Raw genomic sequence first — 22,568 nt, 5'->3', positions numbered from 1 at the left:
TCAACGATGACAGTCACCGGAACCGCGGCGCAGCCGGCCGCTTCGGAGCGGGAGCGAACAGCCCCCGCTCCGAAGCATGGCCGTCGTCGGCCGCGTCTCAACACCTACACGGTCGCCCCGCTCGTGCTGATCGCGGCCAACGTGGTGCTCTTCGCCCTCTTCTTCGTGTGGCCGGCGGTCATCGGTCTCGGGTACTCGTTCACGAACTACACCGGTGTCGGCGACCCGCAGTTCGTCGGCGTCGACAACTACGCCAAGCTGCTCGGCGACTCGAGCTTCTATGCGGCGCTCCTGCGCACTCTCGAATTCACCATCGTCGTCGTGCCGCTCAGCTACGTGGTCTCGCTGTTCATCGCCAACCTCATGGTGAGCAGCTACGCCAAGGGCAAGGTCGTCGCCCGCATCATCTTCTTCCTGCCCTGGCTGGTCTCGCCCATCATCACCGGCGTCGTGTGGCGCTGGCTCTTCGGCGAGAACTTCGGGCTCGTGAACTTCATCATCGAGTCCCTCGGCGGCAAAGCCGTTCCCTGGCAGTCGAACGCGAACCTCTCCCTGCTGGTCGTGGTCTTCGCCGCCACCTGGGCAGGCATGGCGTTCTCGATGCTGCTGTTCATCGCCGCCATCAAGAACGTTCCGACGTCGTACTACGAGGCCGCCTCGCTCGACGGAGCCGGCCCGATCCGGTTGTTCTTCTCCATCACCCTGCCGAACATCGCACCGACGTCGTTCATCGTGATCCTGCTCACCACCATCGGCACGATGAAGGAGTACGCGCTCTTCGTCTCCCTCAACAACGGTGGTCCCGGCACGGACAACAACCTGCTCGTGCAGTACATCTACCAGACCGGATTCCAGCGCGGCCAGATCGGCTACGCGAGCGCGGCCAGCTTCATCCTGATGATCATCCTCATGGCCGTCGCCGTCATCCAACTCTTCGTGAACAGGAAGGCGTCTTCGCGATGACCACGTCGACCAACCTCGCACGCACGCCGGATCTGGGGGACGCATCGCGGACATCCGCTAAGGTGCGCCGACCCGCCAAGCGCAAGAAGGGCATCCCGCCACGGGAGATCGGGCGGCACCTCTCGGCGACCACGTTGCTGTGGGTGTTCGCCATCGGGTTCCTCTTCCCGCTGCTGTGGTTCCTGCTCAGCTCGTTCAAGCCGGCGGGCGACCTGTTCTCGTATCCGCTCACCCTGTTCCCGAAGCAGTGGACGCTCACCGGCTTCACCACGGCGTGGCAGAGCTTCGACTTCGCGCAGTACTTCGGCAACACCATCCTCGTGGCGTGCGTGACCACCGTGCTCACCGTCGCCGTGAGCTGTGCGACCGGCTACGCGCTGGCGAAGTACACGAACCGCTGGCTGAAGGTCTTCTTCATCTGCATCCTGGCCACGACCATGCTGCCCACCGAGGTCATGCTCGCCCCGTCGTTCATCGTCGTGCGCGACCTCGGCCTCTACAACTCGCTGGCCGGCATCATCGTGCCGTCGATCCTCACGGCCACCGGCGTGCTGATGTTCCGCGGGTTCTTCCTCACCGTCCCCGACGACCTGGTCGAGGCGGCGCGCATCGACGGCGCCAGGGAGCTGTCCATCTTCTTCCGCATCATGGTTCCGCTGTCGCGGCCGATCATGCTGACGCTGGCGATCTTCTCGTTCCAGTGGCGGTGGAACGACTACATCTGGCCGCTGCTGGTGCTCAACGACCCGAGCAAGTTCACGCTGCAGATCGGCATCGAGAGCATCGTCGGCGCGCAGAACATCAACTGGTCCGTGCTGCTGGGTGCATCCGTCATCTCCATCATTCCGCTGGTGCTCATCTACCTCGTGTTCCAGAAGTACGTCATGGGGGCGAACATCAACGCCGGGCTCAAGGACTGATGCGTTTCACCGACTTCCGCGGCGCGATGCTGTCGCAGCCGGAGCACCTCGCCGGTCTCGAGTCGCGGCTCGATTCCGAACTCGCCGCCTTCCCGACAGGCGTCGTCCCGTGGCATCCGGGCGAGACCGTCGCACCGCTCGCGATGGGTGCAGCGCACCACTCGACCCACGCTCTTGCGCACGTACTGCGCTCCGGCGGGTTCCGCGCACTCGACCTCGCCGCATCCGAGGCGATCGGAGCGGATGCGGCAGCCATCGGCGACCACGCCATCGTCGTCACCGAGTCGGGCAGGAGCCCTGAGCCCATCGCCGCCGCGCGTGCGTTCCCGGCCGGCCGGCGACTCGTCATCACGAACGATCCGGCTGCCGCGGTGCACGAGGTCACGGACGCCGTCATCGACCTCGGCGGATTCGCCGACTCGCGCGCCTACACGGTGGGCTTCACGGCGATGCTCGTAGCGTACGACAGGCTGGTTCGGACGCTCGGCATCGTGCCGTCGGCGGATCCGTCGATCGCAGCGGTCGTCTCCTGCGCACTGGACTCCTTCGCGGCGCCCGCGGCGACGAGCGCGCCGGCTCTGGTGCAGGCATCCTCGATCGATGTGGTGGGCTCCGGCCTCTCCGCCACGGCGGCGGCCGAGATCGGCCTGCTCGTGCGGGAGTGCCTTCGCATACCTGCGACGGCATACGAGACGCAGCAGTACCTGCATGGTCCGATGGAATCTGTCGGCGCCGGCACGCTCGTGCTGATCGTCGGCGATGGGCGTGAGCGTCAGATCCCTGCATCACTGGCTGGGTCTGGCGCGCGCTTCATCGTGATCGGCCGCGACTCGGAGTGCGGTGACGCCCACTTCGACGTGGGGTCCGCCGAGGGATTCGCCCGCGTGGCGGCCGAGGTCGTCGCCGGCCAGCGGCTCATGGCAGCGGCGAACGACCTCCAGCCGTTCGAGATCGAGGAGTTCGTGCACGGCCAGTCGGACACCAAGGTCTGAGACGCGCCGGCGTCCACTTCTCTCACGCATCACGAAAGGCTCCCCGTGACCGAACAGCCAGGCATCGACGTGCCCCGAATCGCCACAGCACAGATCGACCATCAGTTCCGGGATGCCGTGCTGCGCGCGGCGCGCACGCGAGCCGACGCTCTCCTGGCAGCCGAGGAGCGGGAAGTGCGCTCTGGCGCGCACCGCGAGCTCATGCGGGATGCCAAGGTGCTGCTGTCCCTCGTGGCGGCCGACCGTCCGGCCGATGCCGGCACCGGTCCGTCAGCTGATTCCGTCCTGGACCGTTCGGGTCTGCTCACTGTGGCGGCTCTGCGAGTGGGTGCGCTGCGTGCGCTCCAGTGCGCCTCAGGCCTGTTCGCCGGAGGGGACAACCTGCAGTCGCCGCCCGACAGCGCCTTCACGATCAACGACGCCTGCGATGCCTACGCGTTCCTCGATGGGGTGGCCGACGCCTCCGCCGTGCGGGACGCGATCGGCGCCATCATCTGCGATGCCGCAGGGGCGCTCCTGACCGGCGGCGTGCACACTCCGAACCACCGGTGGGAGATCAGCGCGGCGCTGGCGCGCATCCATCGCTCGTTCCCCGACGAGCGCCTGGTGGCGAGGGTCGACGAATGGCTGGCCGAGGGCGTCGACGTCGACCGGGACGGCCTGTACTCCGAGCGCAGCCCGAACTACGCGGCGCACGTGACGAATCCGTCGCTGAGCGCCATCGGCGATTCGCTCGGCCGGCCGGAGCTGAAGGTCGAGCTGGAGGCGATCGTGCACCGCAATCTCGAGGCGACACTCGCGCTGGTGCGCCAGGACGACACCGTGGAGACGGTGCAGTCGCGTCGACAGGATCAGGCCAGCACCCGATTCCCGATCGCGCCGTATCTCGCCGCTTTCCGCATCGCCGCCGTGACCACCGGGCGAGCGGACTTCGCCGCCGCCGCACGCAGGGCCGCCGCTTCGGCACCGCTCGACGCGGAGCTGCTCGCGGAGTCGCTGCTGAGGCCGCAGCTGCTGGCCGCACTGCCCGAGCCGGGGGAGCCCGAGGTGCTCGGCACGTCGGTGCCTGGCACGTCGGTGCTCGGCCCGTCGTCGTACCTGCTCGAGACGGTCGGCCTCGCCGGCCGTCGCTCCGGCGTCGTCGAGACCGTCCTCTACGGCGGGTCGGACTACGCGGCGCACCGTCGCATCCGCTCCGGGCTCGCCAACAACCCGACGTTCGCGCGGGTGTTCGCTGGCGACGCGGTGCTGGAGTCCATGCGACTCTCCCGGTCGTTCTTCGATCTCGGTCCCTTCAGGGCCTCGTCACTGCGTCAGGTGGCCGACGACGAATACGTGCTCGAGGAGACGGTCAACGCGGCGTACTACCAGCCGCTGGGCGCCGCCGAGAGGAAGGCCGACGGAGAGTACGAGCTCGACGACGACGGCCGGTTCAGCGCGTCGATGTCGTTCCCGTTGCGACCCCGTGACGAGGTGTCCATGACGACCGTCATCGGCGCTCGCCTGCTTCCCGACGGCGTCGAGCTCCAGGTGAGCATCGCCGCGCCGCGGCTGCCGTGGTCGCTCGAGTTCGCGTTCCGGCCGGGCGGAGCCGTCATCGGTGGCGTGGCCGACGGCGAGGATGGGTGGGTGCTGCCCTCCGGACATGGCGGGTACGAGGCGGGTGATGCGCGCATCCTCCTCGACGTCGATGGTGCAGAGCTCAGCGCCACCCCGCTGCCGTACGAGCCGGGTCAGGACTACGGATTCCTCGGCGGAACGGATGCAGCCCGCGGCGTGCGCGTTCGCGTCGGCGGCACCGCTCCCGCGACGTTCCGCGTGAGCATCCGCGCCGAGCAGGGGGTGCGTCGATGAGCGCCGCGCGACCAACGCGCATCGCCGTGATCGGCGTTCACGGCTATGGAGCAGCCCACGTGCTGCGCGCGCAGGAACTGCACGCCGAGGGCAGGGCCGAGCTCGTCGGCCTCGTCGATCCGCTGGACGGACCCGTCGTTCGCGAAGGACGACGGGTGGAGGGCGACCTCCCGCCCATCGTGCCCACCATCGACGTGCTGCTGGCGGAGACCGAGGTCGACGTCGTCGTCGTGGCGACTCCGCTGCACACGCACGGCGAGCTCGCCGCACGAGCCCTGCGAGCGGGCGCGGACGTGCTGCTCGAGAAACCGCCGGTGACCGATCTCGCCGCGTTCCGACGGCTCGCCGAGGTGCAGTACGAGACCGGGCGGATGGTGCAGGTGGGGTTCCAGAGCCTCGGATCCCTCGCTCTCGCCGAGCTCCAGGCGGCCATCGCGCGCGGCGAGCTGGGAACGATCGAGGCCATCGGCGCGGCCGGTTCGTGGACGCGCGACCGCGCGTACTGGACCAGGTCGCCGTGGGCCGGCAGACGCGAGCTGAACGGCGTGCGCGTCTCCGACGGCGCGGTCTCGAATCCGTTCGCGCACGCCGTGATGACCTCCCTTTCCATCGCCGGCTGGCACGATCCGCGTGCCGTCGCCAGGGTGGAGACCGACCTGCACCGCGTGAATGCGATCGACGTGGACGACACGTCCGCGCTGCGCGTGCATCCCACCGAGCAGGGTGCGAGCACCTTCGACGGTGTGCTCACCTGCGCGTTCACCCTGGCCGGCCCGCGGGAGGACGATCCATTCGTCACCGTGCGCGGCAGCAGGGGGACGGCCGTGCTCCACTACACCCGCGACCGCCTCACGATGCCGGACGGAGTCACGCGCGACTTCGGCCGGATCGACCTCATGGACAACCTCATCGACGCCCGCGACGAGGGTGCGGAACTGCTGTCGCCGCTGGATCGGACGGGTGGATTCGTGTCGGTGATCGAATCCGTCGCGGCGGCCTCGGTGCATCCGGTGCCGTCGTCGGCCGTCGAATGGCTGGGCGAGAGTCTGGAGACCCGGCCGGTGCTCGACGGCGTCGTCACGGCCATCGATCGTGCGATCGCCGAGGAGCGGCTGTTCAGCGAACTCGACGTGGCGAGCTGGGCGCGCTGAGGTGGCGAGATGCTGCGCTGCCGACCCGGCGACATCCGCACTCTCATATGTTAGTTTGTTAGAACAATGTTCGGACTGGGAGGTCTGGCGTGACTGACGACGAGTCGACGAACGCGGCGGCGCACGGCGTCACGGAGCGGAACGGGGCTGCGCAGAGCGCGTTCGACCTGATCACCATGGGCCGCATCGGCGTCGACCTCTACCCGCTGCAGGACGGCGTCGGGCTCGAAGACGTCGAGACGTTCGGCAAGTACCTCGGCGGCAGCGCAACGAACGTGGCGATCGCGGCAGCGCGGCACGGCCTGCGCAGCGCCGTCGTCACGGCGACGGGCGAGGACCCCTTCGGCCGTTTCGCCCGTCGCGAGGTGGCCCGCCTCGGAGTGGACCCGCGCTTCATGACGACGGTTCCGGGGCTCAACACCCCCGTGACGTTCTGCGAGATCTTCCCGCCCGACGACTTCCCGCTGTACTTCTACCGCGAGCCGATCGCGCCCGACCTCATGATCACGGCCGACCGGCTCGACGCCGAGGCGATCCGCGGCTCGCGCATCTTCTGGGCCACGGTGACCGGACTCTCGAGGGAGCCGAGCCGCGCGACCCATCACGCGGCGTGGGCGGCGCGCGCACGCCGGCCGCTGACCGTTCTCGACCTCGACTACCGGGCCATGTTCTGGGAGTCGTCCGAGGCGGCGACGGCCGAGGTCGGTCGCGCCCTCGAGCAGGTGACCGTCGCGGTCGGCAATCGTGCGGAGTGCGAGATCGCCGTGGGGGAGACCGACCCCCATCGAGCTGCGGATGCGCTGCTCGAGCGCGGAGTCGAGCTCGCGGTCGTCAAGCAGGGTCCTCGTGGCGTGCTGGCCAAGACCCGCGAGGAGACGGTCGAGGTGGCGCCGGTCTACGTGGACGTCGTCAACGGGCTGGGCGCTGGCGACGGCTTCGGCGGGGCGCTGAGCTTCGGGCTTCTGCAGGGCTGGGATCTGCACAGGACCATCCGTTTCGCGAACGCGGCCGGGGCGATCGTCGCCGGTCGACGCGAATGCTCGACCGCCATGCCGACGACGGCCGAGGTCGATGCGCTGCTGAAGGAGTCCGTCGATGTCCGCGCCTGAGCGTACGCGAACGGCCGCGGCGCCGATCGCACCCGACGCGTTCGCGAGCCTGCGCGAGGCCCGGCAGCGCAGCCCGCAGTCCATCGGCACGGCGTTCGCCCAGCGAGTACGGCGTCCGCTCGTGCGCGGCGACGGCAGGCTGTTCATCGTGGCCGCCGACCATCCGGCCAGGGGCGCCCTCGGCGTGCGCAGCGATCCCACGGCCATGGCCGGGCGGTACGAACTGCTCCAGCGCCTCGCGCTGGCGCTCTCCCGCCCCGGCGTCGACGGCGTGCTCGGTACTCCCGACGTCATTGAGGATCTCGCGCTGCTCGGAGCCCTCGACGACAAGGTCGCCGTCGGCTCGATGAATCGCGGCGGACTGCGCGGCGCCGTGTTCGAGATGGACGACCGCTACACCGGCTACGACGTCGACTCCATGACGCGCTCCGGCATGGATGCCGCCAAGTTGCTCGTGCGCATCAACCTGGGCGACGCTGCGACCGCTCGCACCCTCGAGGCCACAGCAGACGCGGTCACGGCATCGGCGCGCGCGGGTCTGCCGATCATGCTCGAGCCCTTCATGAGCGACTGGGTGGACGGACGCATCGTCAACGATCTGTCGACGGATGCCGTCATCACCTCGGTCGCCATCGCCTCCGGCCTCGGTGCCACCTCGGCGTACAGCTGGCTGAAGCTCCCCGTCGTGGCTGACATGGAGCGGGTGATGGAGGCGACCACCCTTCCCACCCTGTTGCTGGGAGGGGACAGCGAGGCGGCACCCGACGAGACCTACGCGTCGTGGGCATCCGCTCTGTCGCTGCCCGGCGTGCACGGCCTCGTCGTGGGCCGCACCCTCCTCTACCCGCAGGACGACGACGTCGCTCTCGCCGTCGACACCGCAGCATCCCTCGTTCACGGGCACTGAGCATCCGCCCGACTGCAGACGATCAGCACAGAGCAACAGCGACGCCAGAGCGAACACGCGAACTCAGATGAGAAGGAACCACCGCCATGACGAACATCACCGAAGCACCCGTTGCCGAGGAGACCGGAACCGGCCTCCCTGTCGTCTCGCACTGGATCGACGGAGCGGCGTACCCGTCGGCAAGCGGTCGCACGGCTCCGGTGTACAACCCGGCGCTCGGCGTGCAGACCAAGCGGGTGGCGCTGGCGGATGAGGCCGAGGTCGACGCGGCGATCGCCTCCGCGCAGCGCGGGTTCGAGGTGTGGAGCGGCTACTCGATCGCGAAGCGCCTGACGGTGCTTTTCGCGTTCCGCGAGCTGCTGAACGCCCGCAAGGGCGAGCTGGCCGAGATCATCACGGCCGAGCACGGCAAGGTGCTGTCCGACGCTCTCGGCGAGATCAATCGCGGACAGGAGGTCGTCGAGCTCGCCACGGGGTTCCCGCACCTCACGAAGGGCGAGTTCAGCGAGAGCGCGTCGACGGGCATCGACGTGTACTCGATCAAGCAGCCGCTCGGCGTCGTCGGCCTGATCAGCCCGTTCAACTTCCCCGCCATGGTGCCGATGTGGTTCTTCCCCGTTGCGATCGCGGCGGGCAACGCCGTGGTGCTGAAGCCGAGCGAGAAGGATCCGTCGGCGTCGCTGTGGATCGCGGCGCTCTGGAAGGAAGCCGGCCTGCCCGACGGCGCCTTCACCGTGCTGCAGGGTGACAAACTCGCCGTCGACGGCCTGCTGAACTCTCCGGTCGTGCAGTCGATCTCGTTCGTGGGTTCCACCCCGATCGCGCAGTACATCTACGAAACCGCGTCCAAGACGGGTAAACGGGTCCAGGCGCTGGGCGGTGCCAAGAACCACATGCTGGTGCTGCCGGATGCCGACCTCGACCTGGTCGCGGATCAGGCAGTGAACGCCGGGTACGGCGCAGCGGGCGAGCGGTGCATGGCCGTCTCCGTCGTGCTCGCCGTCGAGCCGGTCGCGGATGAGCTGATCGGCAAGATCACCGAGCGGATAGACAGGCTTCGCGTGGGCAACGGCGCAGGCGGCGCCGATGGCGAGCCGGATCTGGGACCGCTTATCTCCGCCGCCCACAAGCAGAAGGTGTCCGACTACGTCGACATCGCCGAGGCCGACGGAGCGACGATCGTCGTCGACGGCCGATACTGCACGGTCGAGGGCGGTGAGGACGGATTCTTCTTCGGCCCCACCCTGATCGACGATCTGCCGACCAGCTCGCGGGCGTATCAGGAGGAGATCTTCGGTCCGGTGCTCCAGATCGTGCGCGTGAAGACGTTCCAGGAGGGGGTCGACCTCATCAACTCCGGCCAGTTCGGCAACGGCACCGCCATCTTCACCAACGACGGCGGCGCGGCACGCCGCTTCCAGAACGAGGTGCAGGTCGGCATGATCGGCATCAACGTGCCAATCCCGGTGCCGGTCGCCTATCACTCGTTCGGCGGCTGGAAGAAGTCGCTGTTCGGCGACGCCAAGGCCTACGGCGTGCACGGCTTCGACTTCTTCACCCGCGAGAAGGCGGTTACGAGCCGCTGGCTCGACCCCGCGACGCAGAGTTCGGCGCACGGCGGCATCAACCTCGGCTTCCCGCAGAACGATTGATCGCCGGCGGTCCCGCCGGAGAAAGGCACCGCGTCACATGGTCGTGCGCAACGAATGGTTCTTCCCAGCAGGCTCGCTGAGACGCGGGGAGTGGGAGTCGGTCGTCGACGACGGCATCGCCGGATGGCGGCACACCGGCATCCGCATCGCCGTCCTCGACGACGGGGCGGTCGGGCTCCCTGCCGCGGATGTCGAGCGCATCGTTGTTCCGCTCGCCGGCGGATTCCGCGTCGGGCACGACGACACGACGACAGTGCTTCACGGACGCGCGAGCGTGTTCGACGGCGCCACCGACGTGCTCTACGTCGGCGCCGGCCGCGCTCTGACCATCAGCGGATCCGGCCGCGTCGCGGTCGCGGAAGCCGTGACGTCGGAGCGCAAGCCGAGCGCATACCTCGCCAAGTCCGACGTGCCCGTCGAGATCAGGGGAGCGGGTCGCGACACCAGACGCGTGCACAACTTCGGCACGCCGGATGCGCTCGACGCCGCAGCGGTCATCGCGTGCGAGGTGATCACGCCGAGTGGCAACTGGTCGTCTCATCCGGCGCACAAGCACGACGAGGCCGTCGACGGGCACGAGTCGCAGCTCGAGGAGATCTACTACTTCGAGTCGGCGACCCGGGCCGGAGCGGATGCCCCGCAGGACGCGGACGCATTCGGCACCTTCGCCGCGTACTCGTCGCCCGCGGGTGAGATCGACACCAGCGCCATGGTGCGCACCGGCGACATCGCTCTCGTGCCGTTCGGATTCCACGGGCCGGCCGCGGCCGCTCCCGAGTACGACCTCTACTACCTGAACGTGATGGCCGGTCCAGGCGAGCTGCGGGAATGGCTGATCAGCGACGATCCGCGGCAGAGCTGGATCCGCGACGAATGGGCGAGAACGCCGCAGGATCCGCGGCTGACGGAGTCCGCCGATGGACGCCGGGGCCCGCAACGAGACGACGCAGAACGAGACGACGACGGAGCACACCGATGACGACACGACGCATGACCGTCGGCCAGGCGCTGGTCGAGTTCCTGGCGCACCAGTGGACGGTCGATGGCGAGATCCGGGAGCGAACGGTGCCCGGCATCCTCGGCATCTTCGGCCACGGCAACGTGGCGGGCCTCGGACAGGCGCTGAAGCAGTACAACGTGCAGGATCCAGGGCTGCTGCCGTACCACCAGGCGCGCAACGAGCAGGCCATGGTGCATCAGGCCGTCGGGTTCGCGCGGGTGCACAGGAGGCGCGCCACGCTCGCGGCGACGGCATCCGTCGGCCCTGGCGCGGCGAACATGCTCACCGGTGCTGCGCTCGCCACGGCGAACCGGCTGCCGGCGCTGCTCCTGCCGAGCGACACCTTCGCCACGCGCGTCGCGGATCCCGTGCTGCAGCAGTTGGAGCATCCGCACGACACCGGCGTGCAGGTGACTGACGCGTTCCGTCCGCTGTCGCGGTACTTCGACCGTGTGCAGCGACCCGAGCAGCTGTTGTCCATCGCGCTCGCCGCGATGCGTGTGCTGACCGATCCGGCGGAGACCGGCGCGGTGACGATCGCCCTGCCGGAGGACGTGCAGGCCGAGGCGCTCGATGTTCCGGTGGAGTTCCTGCAGGACCGCGAATGGCACCTCCGCCGCCCGGCTCCCGAGCGCTGGGCGCTGGATGCCGCGGCAGCGGCCATCCGCGGTGCCAAGCGCCCGTTCATCGTGGCCGGCGGCGGCGTCATCTACTCGGCTGCGGAGGACGCGCTGCGCGAGCTCGTGGAGAGCACGGGTATTCCCGTCGGCACCAGTCAGGCCGGCGGCGGCTCACTGAACTGGGACCACCCGCAGTACCTCGGCGGCGTCGGCGCCACCGGCACGACCGCCGCGAACCGGCTCGCGGCGGAAGCGGATGTGATCATCGGCATCGGCACGCGCTACAGCGACTTCACGACGGCGAGCCGCACGGCGTTCCAGAACCCCGACGTCACGTTCGTGAACGTGAACGTCGCCTCGTTCGACGCGTACAAGCACGGCACGCAGCTCCCGGTCATCGCGGATGCCCGCGAGACCCTCGTCGCGCTTCACGGCGCGCTCGACCGTCACCGCGTCGACGCCGACTACGAGGAGCTCATTGCGCTTCAGAAGCGCCAGTGGGATGCCGTGGTCGACGAGGCCTTGAAGGCCACAGGCGCCGAACTGCTCGGCCAGAGCGAGATCATCGGTGCCGTTCAGGGCGCGAGCGCCCATCGGGATGTCGTCGTGCAGGCGGCGGGATCGCTTCCCGGCGACCTGCACAAGCTGTGGCGTGTGCGCGACCCGATGGGCTACCACGTGGAATACGCGTTCTCGACGATGGGATACGAGATCGCGGGCGGCCTCGGCGTGAAGCGCGGGCTCGAGGCTATGGGCGACGACCGCGACGTCATCGTCATGGTCGGCGACGGCTCGTACCTCATGCTGCACAGCGAACTCGCGACGGCCGTCGCCGAGGGCATCAAGATCATCGTGGTGCTCATTCAGAACCAGGGATTCGCGTCGATCGGACACCTCTCCGAGACGGTCGGATCGCAGCGCTTCGGCACCCGTTACCGCTACCTGAACCGCGAGGCGTCGAACTTCGAGTCCGGCGGGCTGCTCACGGCTGTGGATCTCGCCGCCAACGCGCGCAGCTACGGCGTCGACGTCATCGAGATCGCGCCGGGAGCGGATGCCGCAGCCCGGCTCCGCGACGCGGTGACCGCCGCGAAGGCGAGCGAGACCTCCACGCTGATCCACGTCGACTCGGATCCCTTCTCCTACGCACCAGACGGCGAAGGCTGGTGGGACGTTCCCGTCGCAGAGGTCTCCGAGCTGGAGAGCACGCGGAGTGCGCGCGCCGAGTACGTCGAGCAGCGACGGAGGCAGCGCCCGCTTCTGGGCTGAGGGCACCAGCCCGGAAGCGGGCGGCTCGACCCCGCCGAGTGAGGCGCAGCGAGTCCACCGCACGACAACACAGCAGACCCTAGACACACGAGGAACACATGACTCAGGACAGCTCCACCGCACCGCAGCGCACCGTCGAGGCGGTGCCGCCGAGCCGCCCCCTGCGCATCGGCGTGATCGGTGCGGGCATCATGGGCAGCGACCATTCCAGGGCCATCGCAGGGTCGACGCACGGCGCCGTCCTCGAGGCTGTGGCCGACATCGACCTGGCTCGGGCGCAGGCACTGGCAGCCGAGCTCGGCGCGCCGCTCGCCGTCGCCGATCCGCTGGAACTCATCGCAGCGGATGCCGTCGACGCGGTGGTCGTGGCATCCCACGACTCGACGCACACCGCCCTGGTGCTCGCCGCCATCGCCGCCGGCAAGCCGGTGCTCTGCGAGAAGCCGCTGGCGCTCGACCTGGACGACTGCGCGCGCATCATCGTCGCGGAGCGCGAAGCCGGCCGCCGGCTGGTCTCCGTGGGATTCTCACGTCGCTTCGATCCCGCTCTCGTCGAGCTCAAGCAGGCGCTGGACGCCGGCGAGATCGGCCGGCCGCTGCTCGCGCACGCCGTGCACCGCAACGTGTCGAGCGATCCGAGCGGAGACTCGGCCTCGACGGTGCTGAATTCGGCCATCCACGAGCTCGATCAGACGCCGTGGCTGCTCTCGGCGCCGGTCGCCGAGGTGAGCTGGCACGCACCGGCGTCGACGAGCCTGCTGCCTCAGCGGCAGGATCCGCAGCTACTCCTCCTTCGCACGGCTGACGGCGCGTTGACCACTGTCGAGGTGTTCGTGAACGCCGTCTACGGATACGACGTCAAGCTCGAGGTCGTCGGCGAGACCGGCACGCTCGCGATCGGTGCGCCGACGGCCGTGGTGCGCGACACCGGCCTGACAAGGCAGAGCGCCTATCCGGCCGACTGGCGGCCGCGATACGCGGCGGCGTATCGCGCGGAGATGCAGCAATGGGTCGACGCCGTCACGCGCGACCATTACGAAGGATCCGCGCTCGCGTCCGCCGTCGACGGCTACCGTGCCACCGCCGTCGCCCACGCCGTGATCGCCGCCATGGAGACCGGCGGACGCAGCGTCGCCGTCGCGTATCCGCACGCCGAGATACTGAACACCCGAGAGGGCGCGGCGGAGTGCGGGCCTGGATCCGGCTCCGATTCCGCGACGACGACGACATCACAGGCCACGACCGCAGAAGGAGCACTGCGATGACCGCATCCGCACCGAAGATCGCAGCAGCACCCATCTCATGGGGAGTCTGCGAGGTTCCCGGCTGGGGCTACCAGCTGCCGCCAGACCGCGTGCTGCGCGAGATGGCGGAGCTCGGATTCTCCGCCACCGAGTTCGGTCCCCTCGGATTCCTGCCGGAGACGCCGGCCGAGAAGGCCGAGCTGCTCTCGGGCTTCGGCCTGCGGGCGACCGGCGGGTTCGTGCCCGTCGTGCTGCACGATCCGCTGCACGACCCCGTTCCGGAGGTCGAGGCCGAGCTGGCCTCGTACGAGTCGGCGGGGGCATCCGTTCTGGTGCTCGCGGCCGCGACGGGCGTCGAGGGCTACGACTCCCGTCCCGAACTGGATGCGGTCGGCTGGGCGACTCTGCTGGGCAACCTCGACCGGCTGCGACAGACGGCGCAGGATGCCGGCGTGCTCGCCGTGCTGCATCCGCACGTCGGCACCATGGTGGAGACCGCCGACGACCTCGACCGCGTGCTCGCCGGATCCGGCATCCCGCTCTGCCTCGACACCGGGCACCTGCTCATCGGCGGAACGGATCCCGTCGCCTTCGCCGCTGCCCATGCCGACCGCATCGCGCACGTGCACCTGAAGGATGTCGACCTCGCGCTCGTGCGCACCGTGCAGACGGGCGAGCGAACCTACTACGACGCCGTGGTCGCCGGGATGTACCGGCCGCTCGGTCAGGGGGACGTGGATGTGCGGAGCATCCTCGCCAGCCTGGATGCGGTCGGATACGACGGCTGGTTCGTGCTCGAACAGGACAACGTCATCGACGATGCGCCGGAGGAGGGCGCCGGTCCGATCGACGATGCGCGCGCATCGGTGGAGTTCCTGCGTTCTGCGCTGGCCTGAGGCTGTGCGCCGGCCCGAGACTCGGCGCTGATCGGGGTTTCGGCATACCGAGACGCAGCTGAGGAGCCCTCTCGACGGAACGGACCCGTCCGTCACTTGTTGACGAGCGTGATCTCGAACGCGTAGAGGTCGGGCCGGTAGCAGTGGTGGCCGTACTCGACCGCCTTGCCGTTGTTGTTGTACGCCGTGCGATCCATCGTGAGCACAGCGCCGTGCGCCTTCACGTCGAGGAGTCTGCTCTCCTCCGATGTCGCGGCCCTGGCGCCGATGCGCTGTTGGGCGACGCTCATCATGGTTCCGCGGGCGCGGAGCAGCTGGTACAGGCCGCGGATCTGCAGCTCCTCGGCGGTGATGTCGGTGAACTCCGACGGCAGGTAGTTCTCCAGCACGGCCAGGGGAACGCCGTCAGATGATCGCAGGCGACGCACGTGCAGCACCGGCGATCCCTTCGGCACGGACAGCTGTTCCGCGATCGCGTCGTCGGCCTCGATGACTTCGCGGGTCAGCAGCGCGGTCGACGGATGCTTGCTCCCGCGCTCGAGATCGTCGAACAGGCTGGTCAGTTCCACCTTGCGCGTCACCGGCCGCTGCACCACCTGCGTGCCGATGCCGCGACGCCGCACGAGCAGACCTTTGCCCACCAGCTCCTGGATCGCGCGTCGCACGGTCGGACGGGAGAGCCCGAGGCGCTCGCCGAGTGCGATCTCGTTCTCCAGCCGGGCGCCAGGCGCCAGGATGCCGTCGGTGATCGCCCGCTCGATCGTGGTCGCGACCTGGAAGTACATGGGGATGGGACTGGACCGATCGATGTCAACGAACAATTCGGACGGCAGCCTCGTCTGCTCGGCGATCGTGTCAGGCATGCTGGCTCCCCATCAGGGTGCAGTGAAGAGGCCCGACGTACGCCGAGCCGTGAGCGGCGTGCCGATCACGGCGGGCCGGAACACTGCGACAGAACAATGTGACAAAGGTGTCACTTTGTCAGAAGTTTACGTCATGGAGTGGTGCCGCTGCCCTGCCGGCCGATCGTTGAGAAACAGAAGTGGCGCCGGCGCCGAAGGGGGGATGCGCCGACGCCGCCGGTGGCCGTACCGTCAGGCAGCGACCGGTTCCTCCCGGGGTTGCGCCAGGAGGCGTTCAACAATGAATCGCGTTGATTAAAAACTACCACAATGCGGTTTAATGATGAAGTGCGCGCCAGAGCGCATCCGGTCGATCTGCGTGGCGCGGATAAGCAGCAGTTCGATGCGGTTTATTCGACCTAAGGTGGACCCTATGTCCGAGGCAGCGATCGCGAAGCACGACCTCGAGGATCGGGACGACGTCTCCCTCCTCGTGACGTCGTTCTACCGACGCGCCTTCGCCGACCCGCTGATCGGGCCGATCTTCACCGACGTCGCCCACATGGACCTCGATCACCACCTGCCGATCATGTGCGACTTCTGGCAGACGGTGCTGTTCAACGCCGGGCTGTACCGGCGCAATGCGCTGCAGCTGCACCATGTGCTGCACGCGAAGCATCCGCTTGGGGCGGCCGAGTTCGACCGATGGCTCGAACTCTGGATCGCGAACGTCGACGACCATTTCGCGGGCCGGGTGGCCGAGCACGCCAAGGTGCAGGCGACCAGGATCGCAGGGTCGATTCGGCGAAGGCTGCAGGGGCGATCGGGGAGCCGGTACGAATCGATCGGACGGCGCGATGAGCCGAGCCGCGATGAGCCGAGCCGCGACGAGCCGCGTCTCGCCGAGTTCGGGGCCGACCGCGTCGCGACGACGCAGATTGCGGGGGAGAGCACATGACTGCACGCAAGGAGTCGGAGGCCTCTGGGTGGCATGCGTCGTCCGCTGAGAGCGCGGCGGCCGCGGTCGCCCTCGAGCCGGCGGCACGCAGACGCGTGCTGGAGGTGCTGGCCGGGGCGGAGCATCCGCTCGATGCGCACGCCATCGCGGAGGCGCTGGGCGTGCACGTGACCACCGCCCGGTTCCACCTCGATCAGCTGGTCGCCTCCGACCTGGTGCAGCGCCGTGCCGTGCAGGAGAACCGGCGAGGGCGCCCGCGGATGCTGTATTCGCCCGGCGGTGCCCTGCGGGCCACAGAGGCCAGAGAGCGGCTGCTCGGGGTCCTCGTGCACGCGATCGGCGGCCAGGACGCGGGAGGCGACGGTGCTTCTGCAGCGAAGCCCTCCCGTCGCAGCGCCGCAGCACGGGCGTCGACTGAGGCCGGCCGCAACTGGGCCGATTCGGTCGAGACCTCCGCCGAGGCGGACTCCGTGGCGTCACTCGTGGAGGTGCTCGACTCGTGGGGCTTCGAGCCCGAGCTCGCGGGTGACGACATCCTGATGCGCGGATGCCCGTTCCGCGACCTCGCACGCGAGCGCCCCGACGTGGTCTGCTCCGTGCACCGCGGACTCGTCGAGCGCATGCTGGAACGGTTCGACGACCGCCATCGCGCGGGTGCTCGGCTGATCCCGTTCGTCGAGCCGGACCTGTGCATGGTTTCGCTCGGCGCGCGCGAGGCCGGCGCCAACCCCGCCCACCGCTGACCGGCCCGCCGACCCCGCTGCGCCGACGCGCTAGACGCTGATCAGACCGACGACTCCGAGCCAGACGAGCAGCGCCACCTTGAGCACCTCGAGGCCGACGTAGCCGAAGTGCAGATTGTTGCGGGGCATGCGGTCCGCGGTCTTCCCCGCCTGCACGCGGCGATCCATCATCGGTCGCAGCACGAGAGCCCCGGCTGCCAGCACGACGGCGAGCGCAACGGCCAGGGCCTCCGGCCAGACCCCGTTGGCGCCGCCCTGGAGGAATACGGCGATCAGCAGCACCACCGCGGCGACACCCTCGACCGTGTTCAGCACGCGGAAGACGAGGCGACCGATTCCGACGCCCAGTTCGACGGTGATCCCCGGCGCCTGGAACTTGACGGGAGCCTCGATGAAGGAGATTCCCAAGACCAGCCCGAGCCAGATGAAGGTGGTGGCAATCTGGATGCCGAGAGCCGCGGTCACGATGCGCCTTTCACTTGATTTCTTTTAAGAGGGCTAATCTCCTTTTTATCAGACCCGAGAGGGAACCATGAGCTCAGCAGGTGCCGATCGGCTCACCCGGATGCTGGGCATCCGCTTCCCCATCGTGCTCGGGCCGTTCGGCGGGCTCTCGTCGGTCGACCTGACCGCGCGCGTGAGCGAACTCGGCGGGCTGGGATCGTACGGACTCTATGGATACGACGCGGAGCGCATACTGCAGACGGCGGATGCCCTCCGTGCAGCCACCGCGCACCCCTTCGCGTTGAACCTCTGGCTGCCGACCGGTGCGGAGCGGGATCCGAGCGCCGAGGAGTATGCCCGCGCCGCCGACGCGATGCGCCCGCTCTTCGCCGAGGTGGGTCTTGAGGTGCCGGATCCGCCTGCGCGCTACCTTCCGCCGTTCCAGGAGCAGCTGGCCGCTGTGCTCCAGGCGCGGCCTGCGGCGCTCAGCGTCGTTTTCGGGGTGCCGGGACGCGACATCCTCGATGCGGCACACGAGCGCGGAATCGTCGTGATCGGCACGGCGACCACCGTGCAGGAGGCCGTCGCGCTCGCCGCAGGCGGGGTCGACGTCGTGGTCGCCTCCGGCGCAGAGGCCGCAGGACACCGCGTGTCGTTCCTCCGCGACGCGGAGGATTCGCTGGTCGGAACGTTCGCTCTGGTTCCACAGGTGCGGGACGCTGTCGATGTTCCCGTCGTCGCGACCGGCGGCATCGCGGATCGCCGCGGCGTGGCGGCCGCGTTCGCCCTTGGCGCCGACGGCGTGCAGGTGGGCACCGCATTCCTGCGCACCCGCGAATCCGCGGCCAGCGAGGCGCATCGAGCGGCCATCGGATCGACACCCGCCGATGGCACCGTGCTGACGCGGGCGATGAGCGGACGCCTCTCTCGAGGCGCGCCGAACCGCGCAGTGCGCGCCATGGAGGAGGCGGGCGTCATCGCGCCCTTCCCGGCGCAGAACTGGCTCACCGGCCGCTTCCGTGCCGCCGCGGGGGAGCAGGGCAGGGGCGACCTGCAATCGCTCTGGCTAGGTCAGGCCGGCTCGCTGGCGCGGTACGAGAACGCCGATCAGGCGTTCGCCGAGCTCGCCGCCGGAGTCCCGGGCCTCGCGGAGTAGCGCGGCTGCGGGCGAACGGCGGGCTTCGCCCTCCACAGCTCGAGGATCGTCCACGCGAACAGCGCGCAGAGCGCCACGTTGCGTGCGGCGAGAAGCTCCAGCACGCCGGGATTCACCACGACGACGTAGTGGTACAGCCATGGATAGAACGACTGGGTGAGCGCCGCGATCGCCAGTGCGAGCAGCGCGGGGTAGCGGAACCGGCGCGGATTCTGCACCAGCCCGAACACGACGGGCGCGGCCAGCCACGTGATGTACTGCGGCGACAGCACCTTGTCGAAGAGGATCAGCGCCAGCACGAGCGACAGCATGAGGGTCGGCAACTCCCCGGCATCCTTGAGGACCGCCGCCCGTATGCCGAGCGCCAGAACGACCACGACGGCCACCGCGAGCAGCGGCGTCATCAGCTCGGCCGCGATCCGCGCACCGGGACCCGTCACTTCGAACGTGTTCAACGCGGAACTGTAGAACACGTGGGACGACCGAACGTGGAAGGCGGCTGCCCAGAGCCATCCGCTGGCCACGGGCGATTCGATCTGCAGGCCGCGGGCATCCTGCATTCCGACGAAGCTCAGGATGCGCGTGCCTGCACCCAGCGCCAGCGGCACCGCCACGATGGCCGCACTGGTGATCAGAGAGATGGCGAGCGTGCGCATCCGCCGCCGCAGCAGCACGAGCACCGACGCGAGGAGCACGGCGGGCCAGACCTTGATCCAGGTGGCGATCGTGAGGAGCACGATGGCAACGCGGGGCCGCGTCGTCAGCCAGACCAGCGCGACGATCGCGATCGGCACCGACACCGTGTCGAGGCGCACCAGCGAGATGGGGCCGAGCAGCAGCATGAATCCGAGCCACCACCAGGCTGCCGTCCATCGCGCGCGGATGCGCCGGCGGGTGAGGACGAGGAGCGCGCCGGCGTTCAGCGCGGTCACCATCGCCACCCACGCGACGCCGTATGCGGCCTGCCCGAACAGCATCGGCAGCAGGATCGGCACCAGCGCTCCGATCGGATACACCCAGCTCGAGTCGATCCCCACGAGGTCGTGATTTCCGGTGAACGCGTGCTGCGCCCACGTCACATATGCCGTGTGCACGTCGCCGAGGTGGTAGCCGTCGAACGAGAGCACGGCGGCGGCGATCGCGAGGTGCACGAACGCGAAGGCGCCCCACATCCAGGCGCGGGACTCGCGTGCGACGGCTATCCGGCTGCGCCAGACCTCCAGGACATCGTCGCGGTCACCCCGCGAACCACTGGGCGTGGCGCCGGACGCCGCCGTCGCGGGATCCGTGTCCTCGATGGTGACCGTCGAGACCCGGGGAGTTCGCATGATCGCGATGCTAGGAACGGTGGGTAACAGCATCCTCCCGACGAGAAGCCGGAGCGGATGCCCGGGCTGTCCGCACCGCGATCAGCGGGGTCGAATGCCCTGTTCTGCCGCGGAATGACGGGGAGCACGGGGCGGAGAGCGCCTGTGAGGGTCTTCACTATGAACACGTCTCACACCGCGGATGGCGCGTGCGATTCGGGTCTCGCACGCGCCATCGACCCTGACCGGATCCGCCGATCAGGCGTGGACGCCGAATCCGCCGGTCCAGCTGACGTGCTCGCGCACGGCGAGCACCATCTGCAGGAATCCGACGGCCTCCAGCTCGCGGGCGCGCTTCAGCGATCCGGCGTCGGCAGCCTTCAGACCGGCGGCCGTGATCACGGCCGCCAGCTCGGCCTTCGCGCTGTCGTCGTCGCCCGCGATCACCACGGTGGTGGGCTCGCCGCCCACCGTGCCGCTGGCGAGCGTGGCCGCGAAGTTGGTGTTGAACGCCTTCACGACGTGGGCGTTCGGCAGCTTCGCCTGCAGCTCGTCGGCGGCCGACGAGTGCGCGGGCACGGTCAGCGCGTCGAACGTGGCGAAGTCGACAGGGTTCGTGAGGTCGACGACGGTCTTGCCGTCCAGGCGCGGGCCGTACGTCGAGACGACCTCGTCGAGCGCCGGGTAGGGGAGCGCCAGCACCACGATGTCGCCGGTGAGCACGTCGCCGAACGTCGCAGACGTCGCGCCGAGCTGAGCGGCCAGTTCCTGGGCCTTGGTCGTGTCGCGGGCGACGACCTGAACGTGGGCGCCGCCCTTCACCGCGACGGCCGAGATGGCGGAGCCCATGTTGCCCGTGCCGATCACCGAGATGCTTGTCATGTCGTCCTCCTGAGACGTTCGATGAGCTTGATTGTTGCAGCTGCAACCTTTGCTACAACAACTTGCAGCTGCAACTATTCCGACCTCGGTAAACTCCTTCCATGGTTCCAACGGTGCCCCGCATGGATGCGCTCGAGTCGCGCGCATGGCTGGCGCTCGTGGCGACCGCCGAGCTGCTCCCCGCCGCCCTCGACGCCGACCTGAGGGCGCACGCCGGCATGACGCACTTCGAGTTCATGGTGCTGAGCGGCCTCAAGCAGGCTGGGCACAACACGATGCGCATGTCCGACATCGCCGTCATGGTCAACTCCACATTGCCGAGGCTGTCCAAGGTGATCGGCAAGCTCACGGCTCGCGCGCTGGTGGAACGGGTCGACAGCCCTGAAGACGCACGGGTGATCAACGTGCGGCTGACATCCGAGGGGCGCAAGGCGCTGGTTCGCGCGCTGCCCGGGCACCTCGAGCTCGTGCGTCATCTCGTGATCGACCGGCTGGACCGCGAGCAGCTGGAGGCGCTCGCCGACATCCTGGAGCCCGTCGTCGGGCGTCTCGACCCGCAGCGGAGGATGATGAGGGTCGCGCCTCAGTAGCGACACCGGGCCCCGTTCGTGTTGTCGCGATCCGTGGGTCGTGCTGCGTCGAATCCGCGGCTCGTGACACCGGAAGCCGGAGGAACGGAAGGGGATGCCCGTGGGAGCGCTGCTCGCGCTGATCGCCGCCGTCGGCTACGGCGCATCCGACTTCTTCGCCGGCATGGCAGGGCGCAGGACGCCCGTGATGCTCGTGACGGCGGTGACGCTGGGTGTGGAGCTCGTGTTCTCGGGCGTCGTGCTCGTGTTCGTGCACGGGAGCGGACCGACGGCATCCGTGCTGCTCTGGGGAGCGATCAGCGGGGTGGGCAGCGCCGTCGGCACTCTGGCGCTGTACCAGGGATTCGCGGTCGGCTCGATGAGCGTCGTGGCGACCGTGTCCGGTGTGCTCACTGTGGTGATCCCGGCGGTCGTCGGCGTGCTGATCGGCAACCGGCTGCCCGTGCTGGGCATCCTGGGCGTCATCGCCGCGATCGTCGCCGTCGCGCTCGTGTCGTGGACGGGCGGATCAGGCGCGGCAGACGGTGAACAGCGCCAGCACCGAGGGGGCGCGCTCTACGGGATCATCGCCGGCGCGTCCTTCGCTCTGCTGTTCATCGCCCTGGAGCGGGCTGGATCCGGATCGGGCGCCTGGCCCGTCGCCTCCGGCATGCTCGTGGCGTGCGTGCTCATCGTGCCGTTCGCGGTGGCCGGATTCCGCGCTCGCGGCGGTCTTCTCGCCGCCGAGTGGCGCCTTCCCCTCATCGCCGGCGTGCTGGGCGCCGTCGCGGCGCTGGCCTATCTCGCGTCGACCGGGTTCGGCGAGCTCGTGATCATCGCGGTGGTGACCTCGATGTATCCGGCGGTCACCGTACTGCTGGCCCGTTTCGTGCTGAGGGAGAGATGGAACTGGCCGCAGCGCGTCGGCCTCGTCCTGTCCGCGGCCTCCGTCGCCGTCGTCGCCCTAGCCTGATTCCCGAGGGTGCCCGTTCTCCCGCCCGAGGGTGCCCGTTCTCCCTCCCGAGGGTCCCCGTTCTCCCGCCCGAGGGTGCCCGTTCTCCCTCCCGAGGGTGCCCGTTCTTCCCCACGA

21 protein-coding genes are annotated in these 22,568 nt (G+C 69.1%); 17 read left to right on the top strand and 4 right to left on the bottom strand.

What is annotated here, in order from left to right; all coding sequences use genetic code 11:
* Positions 1-6: 6 nt before the first annotated feature.
* The 12 genes from HII28_RS06700 (at position 7) to HII28_RS06645 (ending at position 14,577) form a co-directional block, all read left to right on the top strand.
* Positions 7-963 (top strand): sugar ABC transporter permease, encoded by a 957-nt coding sequence (locus HII28_RS06700; protein WP_170024686.1) that lies wholly within the window; start codon positions 7-9, stop codon positions 961-963.
* Complete coding sequence (locus HII28_RS06695; RefSeq protein WP_170024685.1) at positions 960-1,883, top strand: carbohydrate ABC transporter permease; 924 nt, start codon at positions 960-962, stop codon at positions 1,881-1,883. Before HII28_RS06700 ends, HII28_RS06695 begins: the two co-directional genes overlap by 4 nt.
* Positions 1,883-2,875, top strand: coding sequence for an SIS domain-containing protein (locus HII28_RS06690; protein WP_170024684.1), 993 nt, complete (start codon positions 1,883-1,885; stop codon positions 2,873-2,875). The genes HII28_RS06695 and HII28_RS06690 overlap by 1 nt, the downstream gene beginning before the upstream one ends.
* A gap of 45 nt (positions 2,876-2,920) precedes the next feature.
* Positions 2,921-4,729, top strand: coding sequence for a hypothetical protein (locus tag HII28_RS06685; RefSeq protein WP_346769219.1), 1,809 nt, complete (start codon positions 2,921-2,923; stop codon positions 4,727-4,729).
* A complete protein-coding gene (locus HII28_RS06680; protein WP_170024683.1) occupies positions 4,726-5,880 on the top strand; it encodes a Gfo/Idh/MocA family oxidoreductase in 1,155 nt (384 codons plus the stop codon). The genes HII28_RS06685 and HII28_RS06680 overlap by 4 nt, the downstream gene beginning before the upstream one ends.
* Before the next feature lie 167 nt (positions 5,881-6,047).
* On the top strand, positions 6,048-6,989 hold the full coding sequence (gene iolC, locus HII28_RS06675) for a 5-dehydro-2-deoxygluconokinase (protein WP_277348439.1): 942 nt from the start codon (positions 6,048-6,050) through the stop codon (positions 6,987-6,989).
* Positions 6,976-7,896 (top strand): deoxyribose-phosphate aldolase, encoded by a 921-nt coding sequence (locus tag HII28_RS06670; protein ID WP_170024682.1) that lies wholly within the window; start codon positions 6,976-6,978, stop codon positions 7,894-7,896. The genes iolC and HII28_RS06670 overlap by 14 nt, the downstream gene beginning before the upstream one ends.
* An 86-nt stretch (positions 7,897-7,982) precedes the next feature.
* Complete coding sequence (locus HII28_RS06665) at positions 7,983-9,548, top strand: CoA-acylating methylmalonate-semialdehyde dehydrogenase (protein WP_170024681.1); 1,566 nt, start codon at positions 7,983-7,985, stop codon at positions 9,546-9,548.
* Positions 9,549-9,585: 37 nt separating this feature from the next.
* Entirely contained in the window at positions 9,586-10,527 is a 942-nt protein-coding gene (gene iolB / locus HII28_RS06660) for a 5-deoxy-glucuronate isomerase (RefSeq protein ID WP_170024680.1), read from the top strand.
* The gene (gene iolD, locus HII28_RS06655) at positions 10,524-12,437 is read left to right on the top strand and encodes a 3D-(3,5/4)-trihydroxycyclohexane-1,2-dione acylhydrolase (decyclizing) (protein ID WP_170024679.1); all 1,914 of its coding nucleotides are present in this window, start codon (positions 10,524-10,526) and stop codon (positions 12,435-12,437) included. The genes iolB and iolD overlap by 4 nt, the downstream gene beginning before the upstream one ends.
* Before the next feature lie 98 nt (positions 12,438-12,535).
* Positions 12,536-13,702: a Gfo/Idh/MocA family oxidoreductase gene (locus HII28_RS06650; RefSeq protein ID WP_170024678.1), complete on the top strand. Its 1,167-nt coding sequence runs from the start codon at positions 12,536-12,538 to the stop codon at positions 13,700-13,702.
* Complete coding sequence (locus HII28_RS06645) at positions 13,699-14,577, top strand: TIM barrel protein (protein ID WP_170024677.1); 879 nt, start codon at positions 13,699-13,701, stop codon at positions 14,575-14,577. The genes HII28_RS06650 and HII28_RS06645 overlap by 4 nt, the downstream gene beginning before the upstream one ends.
* Positions 14,578-14,669: 92 nt before the next feature.
* Here HII28_RS06645 and HII28_RS06640 read toward each other — a convergent pair whose 3' ends face one another.
* Positions 14,670-15,440: a GntR family transcriptional regulator gene (locus HII28_RS06640; RefSeq protein WP_170024676.1), complete on the bottom strand. Its 771-nt coding sequence runs from the start codon at positions 15,438-15,440 to the stop codon at positions 14,670-14,672.
* 412 nt (positions 15,441-15,852) lie between these two features.
* Here HII28_RS06640 and HII28_RS06635 point away from each other — a divergent pair, with 412 nt between their 5' ends.
* Entirely contained in the window at positions 15,853-16,377 is a 525-nt protein-coding gene (locus HII28_RS06635; RefSeq protein WP_205864588.1) for a group III truncated hemoglobin, read from the top strand.
* A complete protein-coding gene (locus tag HII28_RS06630; RefSeq protein WP_170024675.1) occupies positions 16,374-17,120 on the top strand; it encodes a helix-turn-helix domain-containing protein in 747 nt (248 codons plus the stop codon). Before HII28_RS06635 ends, HII28_RS06630 begins: the two co-directional genes overlap by 4 nt.
* A gap of 30 nt (positions 17,121-17,150) precedes the next feature.
* Here HII28_RS06630 and HII28_RS06625 read toward each other — a convergent pair whose 3' ends face one another.
* Complete coding sequence (locus HII28_RS06625) at positions 17,151-17,585, bottom strand: hypothetical protein (protein WP_170024674.1); 435 nt, start codon at positions 17,583-17,585, stop codon at positions 17,151-17,153.
* A gap of 67 nt (positions 17,586-17,652) precedes the next feature.
* Between HII28_RS06625 and HII28_RS06620 the strand changes: the two genes are divergently transcribed.
* Complete coding sequence (locus HII28_RS06620) at positions 17,653-18,720, top strand: DUF561 domain-containing protein (protein WP_170024673.1); 1,068 nt, start codon at positions 17,653-17,655, stop codon at positions 18,718-18,720.
* Here HII28_RS06620 and HII28_RS06615 read toward each other — a convergent pair.
* Both HII28_RS06615 and HII28_RS06610 read right to left on the bottom strand, forming a co-directional pair.
* Entirely contained in the window at positions 18,672-20,048 is a 1,377-nt protein-coding gene (locus HII28_RS06615; RefSeq protein ID WP_170024672.1) for a glycosyltransferase family 87 protein, read from the bottom strand. The two genes, HII28_RS06620 and HII28_RS06615, sit on opposite strands and share 49 nt — an antisense overlap.
* Positions 20,049-20,285: 237 nt before the next feature.
* Positions 20,286-20,909 (bottom strand): NADPH-dependent F420 reductase, encoded by a 624-nt coding sequence (locus HII28_RS06610; protein ID WP_170024671.1) that lies wholly within the window; start codon positions 20,907-20,909, stop codon positions 20,286-20,288.
* A 101-nt stretch (positions 20,910-21,010) separates the two neighbouring features.
* Between HII28_RS06610 and HII28_RS06605 the strand changes: the two genes are divergently transcribed.
* Positions 21,011-21,499 (top strand): MarR family transcriptional regulator, encoded by a 489-nt coding sequence (locus HII28_RS06605; protein ID WP_170024670.1) that lies wholly within the window; start codon positions 21,011-21,013, stop codon positions 21,497-21,499.
* Positions 21,500-21,593: 94 nt separating this feature from the next.
* The gene (locus tag HII28_RS06600; RefSeq protein WP_170024669.1) at positions 21,594-22,451 is read left to right on the top strand and encodes an EamA family transporter; all 858 of its coding nucleotides are present in this window, start codon (positions 21,594-21,596) and stop codon (positions 22,449-22,451) included.
* Positions 22,452-22,568 lie beyond the last annotated feature (117 nt).

Origin of the sequence: Planctomonas sp. JC2975 (assembly GCF_012985205.1) — a bacterium.
In the GTDB taxonomy this organism is placed as follows: domain Bacteria; phylum Actinomycetota; class Actinomycetes; order Actinomycetales; family Microbacteriaceae; genus Humibacter.
The sequence above is the reverse complement of the archived record's forward strand: the minus strand, read 5'-3'. Positions and strand labels throughout refer to the sequence as shown.

Excerpts from the sequence above, each read along its gene's own strand:
- HII28_RS06700 (WP_170024686.1), top strand. The coding sequence starts at position 7 with ATGACAGTCACCGGAACCGCGGCGCAGCCGGCCGCTTCGGAGCGGGAG.
- HII28_RS06695 (WP_170024685.1), top strand. The coding sequence starts at position 960 with ATGACCACGTCGACCAACCTCGCACGCACGCCGGATCTGGGGGACGCA.
- HII28_RS06690 (WP_170024684.1), top strand. The coding sequence starts at position 1,883 with ATGCGTTTCACCGACTTCCGCGGCGCGATGCTGTCGCAGCCGGAGCAC.
- HII28_RS06680 (WP_170024683.1), top strand. The coding sequence starts at position 4,726 with ATGAGCGCCGCGCGACCAACGCGCATCGCCGTGATCGGCGTTCACGGC.
- HII28_RS06670 (WP_170024682.1), top strand. The coding sequence starts at position 6,976 with ATGTCCGCGCCTGAGCGTACGCGAACGGCCGCGGCGCCGATCGCACCC.
- HII28_RS06665 (WP_170024681.1), top strand. The coding sequence starts at position 7,983 with ATGACGAACATCACCGAAGCACCCGTTGCCGAGGAGACCGGAACCGGC.
- iolB (WP_170024680.1), top strand. The coding sequence starts at position 9,586 with ATGGTCGTGCGCAACGAATGGTTCTTCCCAGCAGGCTCGCTGAGACGC.
- iolD (WP_170024679.1), top strand. The coding sequence starts at position 10,524 with ATGACGACACGACGCATGACCGTCGGCCAGGCGCTGGTCGAGTTCCTG.
- HII28_RS06650 (WP_170024678.1), top strand. The coding sequence starts at position 12,536 with ATGACTCAGGACAGCTCCACCGCACCGCAGCGCACCGTCGAGGCGGTG.
- HII28_RS06645 (WP_170024677.1), top strand. The coding sequence starts at position 13,699 with ATGACCGCATCCGCACCGAAGATCGCAGCAGCACCCATCTCATGGGGA.
- HII28_RS06640 (WP_170024676.1), bottom strand. The coding sequence starts at position 15,440 with ATGCCTGACACGATCGCCGAGCAGACGAGGCTGCCGTCCGAATTGTTC.
- HII28_RS06635 (WP_205864588.1), top strand. The coding sequence starts at position 15,853 with ATGTCCGAGGCAGCGATCGCGAAGCACGACCTCGAGGATCGGGACGAC.
- HII28_RS06630 (WP_170024675.1), top strand. The coding sequence starts at position 16,374 with ATGACTGCACGCAAGGAGTCGGAGGCCTCTGGGTGGCATGCGTCGTCC.
- HII28_RS06620 (WP_170024673.1), top strand. The coding sequence starts at position 17,653 with ATGAGCTCAGCAGGTGCCGATCGGCTCACCCGGATGCTGGGCATCCGC.
- HII28_RS06615 (WP_170024672.1), bottom strand. The coding sequence starts at position 20,048 with ATGCGAACTCCCCGGGTCTCGACGGTCACCATCGAGGACACGGATCCC.
- HII28_RS06610 (WP_170024671.1), bottom strand. The coding sequence starts at position 20,909 with ATGACAAGCATCTCGGTGATCGGCACGGGCAACATGGGCTCCGCCATC.
- HII28_RS06605 (WP_170024670.1), top strand. The coding sequence starts at position 21,011 with ATGGTTCCAACGGTGCCCCGCATGGATGCGCTCGAGTCGCGCGCATGG.
- HII28_RS06600 (WP_170024669.1), top strand. The coding sequence starts at position 21,594 with ATGCCCGTGGGAGCGCTGCTCGCGCTGATCGCCGCCGTCGGCTACGGC.